Consider the following 14,696-nt stretch of genomic DNA (forward strand, 5'->3'; position numbering starts at 1 on the left):
CGCAGGGTGGCGGATACAGGACGGGCGCATGGCCCGAGGCTGCCGGCAGGGTAACTGGCCCTCCGGCGGAGCAAGAAAGAATAAATGCTTTTGTGCTTATTCCATTTGGCGCTATTGCCCGCTGCGACCGAAGTATCAGGCGGCCGAGTGGCCACGGCAGGTCCCCGGTTGCTATAATCCGCCGCCATCCCGCACAGCCAACGGACTGATACACCATGGATTTTGCCAAGATTCCCGCCGGCAAGGATGTTCCGAACGACCTCTACGTCGTGATCGAGATCCCCGCCAACGCCAACCCGATCAAGTACGAAGTGGACAAGGACACCAACGCCATCTTCGTGGACCGTTTCATGGCCACGCCGATGTTCTACCCGGCCAACTACGGTTACATTCCGAACACCCTGTCCGAAGATGGTGATCCGCTGGACGTGCTGGTGGTCACCCCGTACCCGGTGATTCCGGGCAGCGTGATCCGCTGCCGCCCGGTGGGCATGCTCAACATGAGCGATGAATCCGGCAAGGACACCAAGCTGATCGCGGTACCGCACGACAAACTGTCGGCGCTGTACAAAGATGTGCAGGAACACACCGACCTGCCGGCGCTGCTGATCCAGCAGATCGAGCATTTCTTCGAGAACTACAAGGATCTCGAGCCGGGCAAGTGGGTGAAAGTGGATGGCTGGGACAACGCTGATGCCGCCCGCAAGGAAGTGCTGAAGTCGATCGAGGCCTACAAGAACGACTGAGCACTGCCTGTTCTGAAAAAACGGCCGGGCTTCACCGGCCGTTTTTTGTTGGCGGATTCATTTGTATTCTGGCGCAGGCGGGCAGAGCCGGCGAGATCAAGCCGGGGGACATCGGCAACGATTGCCTCTGCCCTTGTCACCACAGGAGGCGGATTTTGGACATCACGGTACGTGCCGAACAGCCTGAAGATATCGATACCATCACCCGGCTGACGCAGGCGGCGTTTCTGCACGCGGAACACAGCAGCCATACCGAGCAGTTCATCGTCAACGCGCTGCGCGATGCGGGGCAGCTGACCTTTTCGCTGGTGGCACTCGAGGATGAGCAGGTCGTCGGCCATGTGGCGCTTTCACCGGTCACGATATCGTCCGGCGTCACCGGCTGGTACGGCCTGGGACCGATCTCCGTCTGGCCCGCGCACCAGGGGCGGGGCATCGGCTCAGCACTGATGCACGCCGCCCTCGCGGCCCTGCGCCAGCACGGCGCTGCCGGTTGTGTACTGCTGGGCGATCCCGGTTATTACGCCCGCTTCGGTTTCCGCCCGCAACCCGGCCTGACCCTGCCCGGCGTGCCGCCGGAATATTTCCAGGCGTTCGGCTTTACAGATGACCTGCCCGAAGGTGAGGTTTCTTATCACCGCGCGTTTGAGGCGACGGCCTGAACTGAAAGCCAGCGGCAGTGGCAGTGGCAGGTTCCGTGATGGAAGGCACTGCCTGTGTTGTTGTCTGTCAATGTACAGGCCGCGGCTTCGCGGCCATGTCGATACCAAGCGACCGGGTGACAGCAAGCAGGGTTTTCAACGTTGGATTGCCCGTCTCACTGAACGAGCGATACAACTGCTCACGCGATAACCCGGTCTCCCTGGCCATCTGCGCCATGCCTTTTGCACGGGCCACGACACCCAGCGCGTGGGCGATATAGGCTACATCCCCGGTTTCCAGCGCATCCGACACAAACTCGGCCAATGCTTCCGGGCTGTCCAGATAATAGGCTGCGTCAAACGTATGAAATTTTTCAATGGTCTTTGGCATGTTCGGCCCTCCATCTCTGCAACAGTGTCTGAGCGGCCCTGATATCCGCCGCCTGTGAACTCTTGTCGCCACCTGCCAGCAGCAACACCCAGCGCTCACCCTGTTGATGGAAATACACCCGATACCCTGGTCCTGCATCAATGCGCAGTTCGCTGACGCCCCGGCCCACTCCCTTCACGTCACCGGGCAATCCCGCCATCAAGCGGCTGATGCGCGAGACAATCCGGCCTTTGGCCTGCCCATCTTTCAGGCGCGTCAGCCAGCGCCGGAAGGTATCCGTTTCGTAGCACTTCATGCTGCCAAATGTAGTCTAAAAATCACACTCCGGCAACCCTGATCAGCCCTGCGACAACAACGCCCGCAAGTCGATCAGTTGCGCGTTGGCGCGGGAAATATAGTTCGCCATCACCAGCGAATGGTTGGCCAGCACACCGAACCCGGAACCGTTCAGAATCATCGGGCTCCAGACGGCTTCCTGGGTCGCTTCCAGTTCGCGGATCATCTGCCGCATGCTCACCTGTGCGTTCTTGCGCCGCAGCACTTCATCGAAATCGATTTCTGCCGCCTGCATCAACTGGATCAGCGCCCAGCAGGCGCCGCGCGCCTCAAAGAAGACGTCGTCGATTTTCAGCCAGGGCGTGCGGTCGATGCGGCCACTGCCTTCGCCATCGTCCAGGTCCACATCCAGGTGCGCGCGACCGACGCTGTTGGACAGCCGCAACGACAGGCTGCCGAGACGGTTCTGCACTTCACTCAGCCAATAGTTGAGGTTGTCTGCCCGGGCGTAGAAGCGGGCGCTTTCGTTGGCCGGGTCCACCAGCCGGCCCAGATAGCGCTCCAGTGCGTCCACGCCACGACGGTATTCGTTCTCGGTGGCCGGGATGGCCCAGCTCTTGTGATCAAAATTGAACTGCGGCTCGGCCACGGCCAGGTCCGGGTCTTCACGGCTCTGGGTCTGCGAGCGGCTCATGTCACGGCGCAACACCCGCGCCATGTCGCGCACCTGCACCAGCACACCGAATTCCCACGCCGGCATGTTATCCAGCCACAGGCGGTGCGGCAGAATATCGTTGGAGAGATAGCCACCGGGCTTGTCCAGCAGGGTATTCACCACCTGGATCAGGGTGCCGGTCATCACCTGGCCCGGCACGGCCTGCGGCGGCGCGACGACGGCAAAGGGCTCCGGCTCACGGCTCCAGTACCAGCCCAGCACCAGATTCACCAGCAACAGCGCGACCAGTGCCACCCCTGCCCAGCGTGTGGTACTCCAGCGACGTTTGCGGTGCGGTGCGGGCGCCCCCTGCGGCGCGGTGGATGTGTCCATGGTGAAAATCCCTCTGCTGCAATGAATGCCGGCTGCCCGGCCGGCCTTTCAATACTTTCAATATCAGGATGGCACTGTGCCGGTATCGCTTGCGACCGAATATACCATTGCCACGCACCGTTGATGCAGTCCATCACCGGCAGCCTGGCACCGGCTCTGCTATGCTTGCCGAACTTTTCCGGCCGGGCCGATTCCAAGCGTGACCATGACAATACTTCAGCGATCTTTTTTCCGCAGCCTGGCGCTGCCCCTGATACTGCTGGTGTGCGCCACACCGGCCCTGGCCCTGTTCGGGGAAAGCGGCAATGCTTCCCTGTTCGGCGGCAACAACCACGAACTGCCGACGCCGGAACAGGCGATTCATGTCGATGCCCTGCCCAATGTCGATGCCGAAGCGATTGACCTGATCTTCGAGATAATCGATCAGGTCTACCTCTACCAGCACGCCTTCAGCTTCCGGCTTACCGACACCCACGGCAACCTGCTGGACGACTTCAGCGACTTCACCGTCCCCGATGGCAAACTCAAGCACGACGAGCTGTTCGGCGAGGTACAGGTCTACTACGGCCAGCTTGCCCTGCGCCTGCCGCTGGACGCCATCCCGCTGACCGATACCGTGCTGGAGGTGAATTACCAGGGCTGTATCGAGGACACGCTCTGCTACCCGCCGCAGACGTCCAGCTTCCCGCTGACCTTCGTGAGCGCCGAGCAGATGAGCTTCGGCGCCCCCGCTCCGGAACCCGTCGCCGCCCCAGCTGCACCCGCCCCGACCGCCAGCGACGACAACGGCTTTTTCAGCACGCTCTCGTCGCAGGACGCCAATGCCTTTTCCCGCTGGCTCGGCAGCCACAGCCTCGGCATGGTGCTGTTGCTGTTCTACGTCGGCGGTCTGCTGCTGGCACTGACGCCGTGCGTGTTTCCGATGATCCCGATCCTGTCCGGCATCATCGCCGGCCAGGCCGAACCCACCGCCCGGCGCGGCTTCCTGCTGAGCAGCGCCTACGTGCTGGGCATGGCGGTGCCCTACACGCTGGCCGGCCTGCTGGTGGCGCTGTTCGGTGCCGGCCTGAACCTCCAGTTCTGGCTGCAGCAACCGGCGGCGATCATTATTTCTGCGGTCATTTTCCTGCTGCTGGCGCTGGGCATGTTCGGTGTCTTTACGCTGCAATTGCCGGCGTTCCTGCGTGACCGGCTGAATGCCGCCAGCGAGCGCCGCCAGGGCGGCTCGCTTGGCGGCGCGGCGTTGATCGGGGCGATTTCCGGCCTGATCGTGTCGCCCTGTGTGACGCCGATCCTGGCCGGTGCCCTGATCTACGTGGCCAGCAGCGGCGAAGCCGTGACCGGCGCGCTGACGCTGTTCACCCTGGCGCTGGGCATGGGCACACCGCTGATCATCTTCGGCACGGGGGGCAGCCACCTGCTGCCGCGTGCCGGGGAATGGATGGACGACATCAAGCGCTTCTTCGGCGTGGTGATGCTGGGCGTGGCGATCTGGCTGCTGGGCCGCATCGTCTCGCCGTCGCTGACGCTGGGGCTGTATGGCGTGCTGCTGGCCGTCTATGGCGTGCAGCTCGGCGCCCTGGATGCCAGCGGCCACCGCCTGCGCCGTGGCATTGCGCTGGTGCTGGCGCTGTACGGCGCCATCATGGTGATCGGCGCGGCCGGCGGCGGCACGGACCCGTGGCAGCCACTGGCGCATCGCCAGGCACCGGCAACGGCCCATGTCGCCAGCCCGGGCGAGGCCAGCACCGGTGTGTATGGCTTTGTCGACGTCAGCGGCCAGCAGGCGCTGGCCGATACCCTGCGCCAGGCGCAGGCGGATAACCGCCCGGTGCTGGTGGATTTCTTCGCCGAGTGGTGCGTGGCCTGCAAGGTGCTGGAGGAAACCACCCTGAGCGATGCAGCGGTGCTTTCCGCCATGCAGGCGCAGAACATGCTGCTGGTGCGGGCAGATATCACCGACATTGACCGCGAAAACCAGGCGATCATGGCGGAGTACGGCATTTTCGGCCTGCCCAGCCTCGTATTCATGGCCCGCGACGGCGGCGAAATCCCGGAAAGCCGCATCCTCGGGGAAATGAGCGCGGAGCGTTTTCTGAGTCACTTGAACACGCGGGTATTTCCGTCGATCTGACGCACTTCTGCCGATGACTGGCCGGTCCGGTTTGTAAGGAAAGGTGTAAATCCCTTTTCAGGCTGGTTATTTCGCCCTAGTATTGCTGCCATTATGCCCAAGCCGCCCTGATAGGCGGCTTTTGTCATCCAGTTCACAACTTTTCACTGCATTTTGACGCGCTCGGCATGCAAGGAGGCCAAGGTGGCATCACTGCTGGTACTGCACGGTCCGAATCTCAACCTGCTTGGCACCCGCGAACCGGCCACCTATGGCGCCCAGACGCTGGCGCAGATCAATCAGGGGCTGCTGGCCCTGGCCCAGGAACGTGGCCACCATCTGCAGACCCTGCAAAGCAACGCCGAATACGAGTTGATCGAGCGCATCCACAGCGCCGTCAGCGAAGGCATTGATTTCATCATCTTCAACCCGGCGGCCTTCACCCATACCAGCATCGCGCTGCGCGATGCATTGCTTGGCGTGGGCATTCCGTTTATCGAAGTGCATCTTTCCAACGTCCACCGGCGCGAGGCATTCCGTCACCACTCCTATTTCTCCGATATCGCCGCTGGCGTGATCGTGGGGCTGGGAGCGGACGGCTATCGCCTGGCGCTGGAGGCGGCCATGACAAAGCTGGCAGAGGCAAAGAGTGCCTGAGCCGCAGAGACGACAACAACCGAGATACCGGACAGGACGGAAGTAGTCTATGGATATTCGCAAAGTCAAAAAGCTGATCGAGCTGCTGGAGGAATCCGGCATCGAAGAACTGGAAATCCGCGAAGGCGAGGAATCCGTGCGCATCAGCCGCGGCGGTTACCGCGCCGGTGCGCAGCAGATGCCAATGCAGCAACCGGCGCCGATGCAGCATGTGGTGCCGGCCGCCCCGGCACCGACCGCCAGCCAGGAAGCTCCGGCCGTGCCCCAGCACACCGGCCATGTCATGCGCTCCCCGATGGTCGGGACTTTCTATCGCTCGCCTTCCCCGGGCTCGGCCTCCTTCGTCGAAGTGGGCCAGCAGGTCAAGGCCGGCGATGTGCTGTGCATTGTCGAAGCGATGAAAATGATGAACCAGATCGAGGCCGACAAGTCCGGCACCATCGAGGCGATCCTGGTGGAAAACGGCGAACCGGTGGAATACGACCAGCCACTGTTCACCATCGTCTGAACGGGGGTTCGTCATGCTGGAAAAAGTCGTCATTGCCAATCGCGGCGAGATCGCCCTGCGCATATTGCGGGCCTGCCGCGAGATGGGCATCCGCACCGTCGCGGTATATTCCAAGGCCGACCGCGACCTGATGCATGTGCGGCTGGCCGATGAGGCCGTCTGCATCGGCCCGGCGCCGTCGGTGGATTCCTACCTGAATATTCCGGCGATCATTTCCGCCGCTGAAGTCACCGATGCCGATGCGATCCATCCCGGCTACGGTTTCCTGGCGGAGAACGCCGACTTCGCGGAGCGTGTGGAACGTTCCGGCTTTACCTTTATCGGCCCGAAGTCCGACACCATCCGCCTGATGGGCAACAAGGTGTCGGCCATCGAGGCGATGAAAAAAGCCGCCGTCCCGACTGTCCCCGGCTCCAACGGCCCGGTCAGCGAAGACAGCGAGCACGCCCTGCGCCTGGGCCGCGAGATCGGCTATCCGGTCATCATCAAGGCGGCGGCCGGCGGCGGTGGCCGGGGCATGCGCGTGGTGGAAAACGAAGAGGCGCTGATGAAATCGATCAGCCTGACCCGCTCGGAAGCGCGCAACGCCTTCGGCGACGACACCGTGTACATGGAGAAATTTCTCCAGCATCCGCGTCACGTCGAGATCCAGGTGCTGGCCGATGGCCAGGGCAATGCCATTCACCTGGGTGACCGGGACTGCTCGCTGCAGCGCCGGCACCAGAAAGTGGTGGAAGAAGCGCCCGCACCGCATATCCCGCAGCACCTGAAAGATGAAGTGGCCAAGCGCTGCGTCGACGCCTGCATCGAAATCGGTTACCGGGGCGCCGGCACGTTCGAGTTCCTGTACGAAGACGGCGGCTTCTACTTCATCGAGATGAATACCCGCGTGCAGGTGGAACACCCGGTGACCGAAATGATCACCGGCGTCGACATCGTCAAGGAACAGTTGCGGATTGCCGCCGGCCTGCCGCTGTCGGTGCGCCAGGAAGATATCAGCTTCAGTGGCCATGCCATCGAAGTGCGTGTGAACGCCGAGGACCCGGTGACCTTTACCCCTTGCCCCGGCAAGATCACCTACTTCCACGCGCCCGGTGGCAATGGCGTGCGCGTCGACTCGCACATCTATACCGGCTACACGGTGCCGCCCTACTACGATTCGCTGATCGGCAAGATCATCACCTGGGGCCCGGACCGCGCCACCGCGTTCGCACGCATGCGCAACGCGCTGGAGGAAGTCGTGGTGGACGGCATTCGCACCAACATTGCCCTGCACCGCGACAAGATCTTCCGTGACAAGCACTTCGCCGAAGGCGGCGTGGATATCCACTACCTGGAATCGAAGCTCGGCCAGAGCTGAGGTATCCTGACGTTCGCCGAATCGCGGCCCGGAGCACTCTCCGGGCCGCTGTCGTTATGACCACCGGAAAACGGACACACCCATGCCCTGGCTGCAATTGCACATCCCGAGTACCGCCGATCACGCCGAAGCGGTGGAAGACATGCTGCTGGCGCTGGGCGCCAGCGCCGTGACGCTGGCTGACGGCGCCGACCAGCCGCTGTTCGAGCCACCGCCGGGGGCCACGCCGCTGTGGCGGGAAACCATCGTCAGCGCCCTGTTCGAGGCAGATGCCGACGGCGAGGCGATCATCAAAGCCCTGAACGAACACCTGGACCCGCCGCCGGCCGACTACCGCTTTGAACAGGTCGCCGACCAGGCCTGGGAACGGGCCTGGATGGACGACTTCAAGCCGATGCCCTTCGGTGAGCGGCTGTGGATCGTGCCCAGCTGGGCCGAGGCGCCGGATGCCGGCGCCGTGAACCTGAAACTCGACCCGGGCCTGGCGTTCGGCACCGGCACCCATGAAACCACCGCTCTGTGCCTGAACTGGCTCGACGGCGCCGACCTGGCCGGCAAAAGCGTGCTGGATTTCGGCTGCGGCTCCGGCGTGCTGGCGATCGCCGCGCTGTTGCTGGGCGCGGAATATGCCGTGGCCACCGACATTGACCCGCAGGCGCTGCTGGCGACGCGCGAGAACGCCCGGCTCAATGGCGTCGGCGACCGCCTGACCTGCTTCCTGCCGGAGGATATGCCCGCAGCGCACTTTGATGTGGTGCTGGCGAATATCCTCGCCGGCCCGCTGGTGGAACTGGCGCCGCAGCTGATCAATCATTGCCGCCCCGGCGGGCGCATCGTACTGTCCGGCATCCTGGCCGAGCAGGCCGGCAATGTGGTCGCAGCCTACCAGCCCCAGGTCGAACTGAACCCGGTCGCGGTGCGTGGCGACTGGACAAGAGTAGACGGAACCCGCAAAGCCTGACCGCCGCCCTTGCGGTAGCGGTCGGGTTTTATGTACAACGGAAGCCATTCCTTCCTATAAGAACAGCCGGATCAGCATGGCCGTCCAATACAAGACTCAGTGCCCGCACTGCGGCGCCCAGTTCAAGATCAGCGAACAGCACCTGCGCCAGGCGCGCGGTGCGGTGCGCTGTGGCAGTTGCCTGCAGGTATTCCAGGCCACCGATCACCTGCTGAACGACCCGGCCGCGAAGCCGGCCGCTGCACCGGCCCCCAAGGCCGCGCCAGCCAGGCCCGCCGCCGCGAAGCCGCCCCGCAAGGCCGGCGATGATGAATCCTGGGCCGAGGCGCTGCTGGACGAGGACGCGCCTCCCCCACCGCCAGTTGCCCCCCCGGCCAGTACGAACAAGTGGACCCTGGACGACACGCCGGCGGAAGATACCCCACCCGCCCCCGAAGACCCGGCGCAGGAACAGAACGATACCCGCGTCTCGCTCGGCGGCGGCATGGAGCTGTCGGACTCCTTCCTGTCGCTGGACGAGGACAACGACGAGCGTCTGCAGAACGAGGATTTTTCCTCCATGAGCGGCGCCGGCCGCGCCACCCAGAGCGAGAACGCCGACGAGTCCTGGGCCGAGGCCCTGTTGCAGGAGCTGGAAGAAAAAGAACCGCCGCCACCGACGAAGGCCAGCAGCATGCGACTGCAGGACGATACGCCGGCAGCAGCGCCGCCCCCCGTGAAGAAAAAGGCCGCGCCCAGGAAAAAGGCCGCCGCACCGGCGGATGACCTGTTCGCGGAAGATTTCGACCTGTTCGCCGAGGACGATCAGCTCGGCCCGGCCGATCATGACCACTACGCGGACAACCACTACGCAGACAGTCTCGATGATGATTTCGACGATGACTTCGCCGTTCTGGGAGCAGGCACGGACACGGCCACCCGCAGCAAAGCCGCCAATCCGTTCGAGCGTTCACGCGCCAACATCGGCAGCCTGGTCAAGTGGGGCCTGCTGTCGCTGGCCGCGCTGCTGGTGCTGACCGCACAGTACCTGGTATTCAATTTCGATCACCTGGCGCGGACGCCGCAGTGGCGCCCATTCTATGCCGGTGTCTGCCACCTGGCCGGCTGCGCACTGCCGAACCCGTCCGACATCAGCCTGTTGCGCGGCACCAACCTGATCGTGCGCACGCATCCGCAGGTGGCCGGGGCACTGATCGTCGATGCCATCCTGTTCAACCAGGCCGACTATGAGCAGCCGTTCCCGGTGATCGAACTGAGCTTCAGCTCACTGCGCGGCCAGCCGGTGGCCAGCCGCCGCTTCCTGCCGGCCGAATACCTGCGCGGCGACCTGACCGGCCTGCAGGCGATGCCGCGCGACGTGCCCATCCGGGTGTCGTTCGAGATCCTCAATCCCGGCCCGGATGCGGAGAACTATCGCCTGCACCTGCACCCGGCCCCCGCCAGCGCCTCCTGAGACCAGCGCGGGACGCCCGCGCCCGCACCGGGCGCGGCGCACCACCCGGCACCTCGTCCCGAAAAGCCCTTTTACCCCCGGGCACCGGGCCACTATCATGTGCCCCCTTCGCTGCCACGGGTTGAGTCACCACATGCAGATCGGCCCTTATACCCTTGCCAACAATCTGGTGCTGGCGCCCATGGCCGGCGTCACAGATCGCCCGTTCCGGCAGCTGTGCCGGCAACTTGGCGCTGGCCTGGTGGTGTCCGAGATGGTGACAGCGGATACGCGTCTTTGGCATTCCCGCAAAAGCCGCCATCGCCTGGATCATCGCGGCGAGCCCGGGCCCATCTCGGTGCAGATCGCCGGGGGTGATCCGGGCATGCTGGCCGAGGCGGCCGCCGCGAATGTCGAATTCGGTGCACAGATCGTCGACATCAACATGGGCTGCCCGGCAAAAAAAGTCTGCAAGAAAGCGGCCGGCTCGGCACTGTTACGCGACGAAACACTGGTGCGCGACATTCTCGAGGCAGTGGTCAGCGCCGTCGATGTGCCAGTGACGCTGAAGATCCGCACCGGCTGGAGCCGCGAGGCGCGCAACGGCGTCAACATCGCACAACTTGCTGAATCCTGTGGCATTCGTGCATTGGCCGTGCACGGCCGCACGCGCGAGGACAAGTTCGAAGGCGAGGCAGAGTACGAGACCATCGCCCGCATCGTCGCGTCGGTGAACATTCCGGTTATTGCCAACGGCGATATCGATTCACCGCAAAAAGCCAAACGGGTACTGGAAACCACCAGCGCGGGTGGTATCATGATCGGCCGCGCTGCCCAGGGTAATCCCTGGATCTTCCGGGATACCGTTCATTACCTCACACATGGGGCATTGCCGGCGTCTCCTGAAGTCCGGGAAGTGGCAACGCTGGTGCTGCAACATCTCGGGGCACTGCACCAGCTTTATGGCGAGGACGCCGGCGTACGTATCGCTCGCAAACATCTGGGCTGGTACACACAGGCCCTGCCGGAAGGCGAGATGTTCCGGCAGAAGTTCAACCGATTGACCGGGCCCGATGCACAGCGGCAGGCAGTCGAGCAGTATTTCCACAACCTTGAAGATGTGGCCGACCGAATCGACATCGGTCGCTACGTGGTGTCTGACGCCGACACCCGGGAAGGCGTTGCGCAAGACATTGCCCAACAAGGAGTAATGGCCGCATGACCAGTACAGCCGCACGGACACTGATTAGCATGAACACCGCTGAAAACCGCACTCCCCACCTGACACTGGCGCAGACTGACAGCCAGGACACTCTGCGCAACTGCGTGCGACGATCCCTGATCGAATACTTCAACAATCTCGAAGGGGAAGCGGTCAACGACCTCTACCCGATGGTATTGGCGGAAATGGAAATCCCGCTGCTGGAAAAGGTGCTGGAATACACCCGTGGCAACCAGACCAAGGCCGCCGAGATGCTCGGCCTGAACCGGGGCACGCTGCGCAAGAAACTCAAGCAATACGGCCTGCTGTAAGCCCCCCGCGCACAGCAAGCCCGCACCCGTCAGGGCAGTCGAGACTGCCCTTTTTTGTTTCCGACCACGAGGTGAAACAAGGTCATGAGCAAAGCCGTTGAACGCGCCCTCATCAGTGTCTCCGACAAGACCGGCGTGGTGGATTTCGCCCGCGCCCTGAGCGGCCGTGGCATCGAAATCCTGTCCACCGGCGGCACCTACCGTGCGCTGGCCGAGGCCGGCATCCCGGTGAAGGAAGTGTCCGAGCACACCGGTTTCCCGGAAATGATGGACGGCCGCGTGAAGACCCTGCACCCGAAAATCCACGGCGGCATCCTTGCCCGCCGGGGCCAGGACGACGCCGTGATGGCCGACAACGGCATCCAGCGCATTGATCTGGTCGTGGTCAACCTGTACCCGTTCGAGCAGACCGTGGCGAAGCCGGATTGCTCCCAGGAAGACGCCATCGAGAACATCGACATCGGTGGCCCGACCATGGTCCGCGCCGCCGCCAAGAACAATGCCCACGTCGGCATCGTCACCGACCCGGCCGACTATGAACGCGTACTGGCGGAGCTGGGCGAGCATGACGGCGCCCTCAGCGATGCCTTCCGCTTCGATCTCGCCATCCGCGCGTTCGAGCACACCGCCGCCTACGACAGCGCCATTGCCAACTACTTCGGCAAGCAGGTCGGCAACGGCAACGACCCGTTCCCGCGCACCCTGAACCTGAATTTCAGCAAGGCGCAGGACATGCGCTACGGCGAGAACCCGCACCAGCGCTCGGCCTTCTATACCGAGCGCACCCCGGCGCCGGCGTCCATCGCCACCGCGCGCCAGTTGCAGGGCAAAGAGCTGTCCTACAACAATATCGCCGACACCGATGCCGCGCTGGAATGTGTCAAATCCTTCGTCAAGCCCGCCTGCGTGATCGTCAAGCACGCCAACCCGTGCGGTGTCGCGGTGAGCCTGGACGGCATCGGCAAGGCCTACGACCTGGCCTTCCAGACCGACCCGGAATCCGCCTTCGGCGGCATCATCGCCTTCAACCGTGAACTGGATGCGGCCACCGCCCAGGCCATCGTCGATCGCCAGTTCGTGGAAGTGATCATTGCACCGAAGGTCAGCCAGGAAGCGCTGGCGATCACCGGCGCCAAGAAAAACGTGCGCGTGCTGGTGTGCGGCGAATGGGACGCGCCCACCGCCAGCGGCCTGGACTACAAGCGTGTCAACGGTGGCCTGCTGGTACAGGATCGCGACGTCGGCATGATCACCGAAGCCGACCTCAAGGTGGTCACACAACGCGCGCCGACCGAAGCAGAAATGCACGATCTGATCTTCGCCTGGAAAGTGGCCAAGTTCGTTAAATCCAACGCCATCGTTTACGCGAAAAACCGCCAGACTGTCGGCGTCGGCGCCGGCCAGATGAGCCGCGTCAATTCCGCCCGCATCGCCGCCATCAAGGCCGAGCATGCCGGGCTGGAAGTGAAAGGCTCGGTGATGGCGTCCGACGCCTTCTTCCCGTTCCGCGACGGCATCGACAACGCCGCCAAGGTGGGTATCAGCTGCGTCATCCAGCCCGGTGGTTCGATCCGCGACGAAGAAGTGATTGCCGCCGCCGACGAAGCCGGCATGGCAATGGTGTTTACCGGCATGCGGCATTTCCGCCACTGAGACTGAGGCGAGACACGACATGAAAGTGCTGATCATTGGCAACGGCGGCCGCGAACACGCGCTGGCCTGGAAAGTGGCCCAGTCTGCGGATGTGGAAAAGGTGTTTGTGGCACCGGGCAACGCCGGCACCGCACGCGAAGCGAAAGTGGAAAACATCGCCATCGAGGTGCTCGACAAAACAGCGCTGGCGCACTTCGCCCGTGACAACGACGTGGCCCTGACCATTGTCGGCCCGGAAGCCCCGCTGGTGGCCGGCATCGTCGATCACTTCCAGGCCGAGGGCCTGAAGTGCTTCGGCCCGAGTGCCGGCGCAGCACAACTGGAAGGCTCGAAAGCTTTCACCAAGGACTTTCTGGCGCGGCACAACATCCCCACCGCCGCCTACCGCAACTTCACCGACGTCAACGACGCCCTCGCCTATGTGCGCGAGCGCGGCGCACCGATCGTGATCAAGGCCGATGGCCTGGCCGCCGGCAAGGGCGTGATCGTGGCCATGACCCTGGAAGAAGCCGAAGCGGCGATCCGCGACATGCTCGCCGGCAACCGCTTTGGCGATGCCGGCCACCGCGTGGTGGTGGAGGACTTCCTCGACGGCGAAGAGGCCAGCTTTATTGTCATGGTCGACGGCGAGCATGTGCTGCCGATGGCCACCAGCCAGGATCACAAGCGCGTCGGCGATGGCGACACCGGCCCGAACACCGGCGGCATGGGCGCCTACTCACCGGCCCCGGTGGTGACACAGGCCATCCACGAGCGTGTAATGCAGGAGGTCATCCTGCCCACGGTGCGCGGCATGGCTGCCGAAGGGCATCCCTACACCGGCTTCCTGTACGCCGGGCTGATGATCGACAGCGACGGCACACCGAAAGTGATCGAATACAACTGCCGTTTCGGTGACCCGGAAACCCAGCCGATCATGATGCGCCTGCAAAGCGATCTGGCGCAGCTGTGCCTGGCCGCACTGGATGGCCGCCTTGACCGCACCGAGGCCGAGTGGGACACACGCCCATCGCTGGGCGTGGTGATGGCGGCCGGCGGCTATCCGGACGACTACGGCAAAGGTGATGTGATCAGTGGCCTTCAGGGCGTCGACGCCGTCGACCTGAAGGTGTTCCATGCCGGCACCAGCAGCCGCGACGGCGAGGTGGTCACCAGTGGCGGCCGTGTCCTGTGCGTCACGGCCCTGGGCGAGAGCGTCTCGGCGGCCCAGCAACGCGCCTACGAAGGCGTGCGGGCCATCCACTGGGACGGCTGCCAGTTCCGCAGCGACATCGGCTACCGCGCCATCGCCCGCGAACAGTGATCCACCCCAGCGGCCGCCCGTCCGGGCGGCCGCGTTGCCAACCAGCCCCTGTGAAGCCCCCCTGTCCTTCTGAC

15 protein-coding genes are annotated in these 14,696 nt (G+C 63.8%); 12 read left to right on the plus strand and 3 right to left on the minus strand.

Going from position 1 to position 14,696, the window contains the following annotated elements; genetic code table 11:
- Window positions 1–215 precede the first annotated feature (215 nt).
- Together ppa and S7S_RS13985 are read left to right on the plus strand one after the other, a co-directional pair.
- Window positions 216–746 (plus strand): inorganic diphosphatase, encoded by a 531-nt coding sequence (ppa, locus tag S7S_RS13980; RefSeq protein WP_008734058.1) that lies wholly within the window; start codon window positions 216–218, stop codon window positions 744–746.
- Between the two features lie 155 nt (window positions 747–901).
- Window positions 902–1,408, plus strand: coding sequence for a GNAT family N-acetyltransferase (locus S7S_RS13985; protein ID WP_008734055.1), 507 nt, complete (start codon window positions 902–904; stop codon window positions 1,406–1,408).
- 67 nt (window positions 1,409–1,475) lie between these two features.
- On the opposite strand, the gene S7S_RS13990 is transcribed toward S7S_RS13985, so the two are convergent.
- The 3 genes from S7S_RS13990 to S7S_RS14000 are packed head-to-tail and all read right to left on the minus strand — an operon-like array spanning window position 1,476 to window position 3,102.
- The gene (locus tag S7S_RS13990; protein ID WP_008734052.1) at window positions 1,476–1,778 is read right to left on the minus strand and encodes an addiction module antidote protein; all 303 of its coding nucleotides are present in this window, start codon (window positions 1,776–1,778) and stop codon (window positions 1,476–1,478) included.
- Complete coding sequence (locus S7S_RS13995) at window positions 1,762–2,073, minus strand: type II toxin-antitoxin system RelE/ParE family toxin (protein ID WP_008734050.1); 312 nt, start codon at window positions 2,071–2,073, stop codon at window positions 1,762–1,764. Before S7S_RS13995 ends, S7S_RS13990 begins: the two co-directional genes overlap by 17 nt.
- Before the next feature lie 42 nt (window positions 2,074–2,115).
- On the minus strand, window positions 2,116–3,102 hold the full coding sequence (locus tag S7S_RS14000; protein ID WP_008734049.1) for a DUF2333 family protein: 987 nt from the start codon (window positions 3,100–3,102) through the stop codon (window positions 2,116–2,118).
- A 205-nt stretch (window positions 3,103–3,307) separates the two neighbouring features.
- On the opposite strand from S7S_RS14000, the gene dsbD reads away from it, so the two are divergent.
- From dsbD to purD, 10 genes are all read left to right on the plus strand, one after another.
- Entirely contained in the window at window positions 3,308–5,236 is a 1,929-nt protein-coding gene (gene dsbD / locus S7S_RS14005; RefSeq protein ID WP_008734047.1) for a protein-disulfide reductase DsbD, read from the plus strand.
- A gap of 183 nt (window positions 5,237–5,419) precedes the next feature.
- Window positions 5,420–5,872: a type II 3-dehydroquinate dehydratase gene (gene aroQ, locus S7S_RS14010; protein WP_008734045.1), complete on the plus strand. Its 453-nt coding sequence runs from the start codon at window positions 5,420–5,422 to the stop codon at window positions 5,870–5,872.
- Between the two features lie 49 nt (window positions 5,873–5,921).
- Complete coding sequence (gene accB / locus S7S_RS14015; RefSeq protein ID WP_008734042.1) at window positions 5,922–6,380, plus strand: acetyl-CoA carboxylase biotin carboxyl carrier protein; 459 nt, start codon at window positions 5,922–5,924, stop codon at window positions 6,378–6,380.
- 13 nt (window positions 6,381–6,393) lie between these two features.
- Window positions 6,394–7,740, plus strand: coding sequence for an acetyl-CoA carboxylase biotin carboxylase subunit (gene accC / locus S7S_RS14020; RefSeq protein WP_008734040.1), 1,347 nt, complete (start codon window positions 6,394–6,396; stop codon window positions 7,738–7,740).
- Between the two features lie 82 nt (window positions 7,741–7,822).
- Window positions 7,823–8,701: a 50S ribosomal protein L11 methyltransferase gene (gene prmA, locus S7S_RS14025; RefSeq protein WP_008734038.1), complete on the plus strand. Its 879-nt coding sequence runs from the start codon at window positions 7,823–7,825 to the stop codon at window positions 8,699–8,701.
- A gap of 76 nt (window positions 8,702–8,777) precedes the next feature.
- Complete coding sequence (locus S7S_RS14030; RefSeq protein WP_008734036.1) at window positions 8,778–10,154, plus strand: DUF3426 domain-containing protein; 1,377 nt, start codon at window positions 8,778–8,780, stop codon at window positions 10,152–10,154.
- Between the two features lie 133 nt (window positions 10,155–10,287).
- The gene (gene dusB, locus S7S_RS14035; protein WP_008734034.1) at window positions 10,288–11,355 is read left to right on the plus strand and encodes a tRNA dihydrouridine synthase DusB; all 1,068 of its coding nucleotides are present in this window, start codon (window positions 10,288–10,290) and stop codon (window positions 11,353–11,355) included.
- Window positions 11,356–11,384: 29 nt separating this feature from the next.
- A complete protein-coding gene (gene fis / locus S7S_RS14040; RefSeq protein ID WP_035203432.1) occupies window positions 11,385–11,666 on the plus strand; it encodes a DNA-binding transcriptional regulator Fis in 282 nt (93 codons plus the stop codon).
- An 84-nt stretch (window positions 11,667–11,750) separates the two neighbouring features.
- Entirely contained in the window at window positions 11,751–13,319 is a 1,569-nt protein-coding gene (gene purH, locus S7S_RS14045) for a bifunctional phosphoribosylaminoimidazolecarboxamide formyltransferase/IMP cyclohydrolase (protein ID WP_008734030.1), read from the plus strand.
- Window positions 13,320–13,338: 19 nt separating this feature from the next.
- On the plus strand, window positions 13,339–14,622 hold the full coding sequence (gene purD / locus S7S_RS14050; protein ID WP_008734028.1) for a phosphoribosylamine--glycine ligase: 1,284 nt from the start codon (window positions 13,339–13,341) through the stop codon (window positions 14,620–14,622).
- The last annotated feature ends 74 nt before the right edge of the window (window positions 14,623–14,696 follow it).

The organism is Isoalcanivorax pacificus W11-5 (genome assembly GCF_000299335.2).
GTDB lineage: Bacteria > Pseudomonadota > Gammaproteobacteria > Pseudomonadales > Alcanivoracaceae > Isoalcanivorax > Isoalcanivorax pacificus.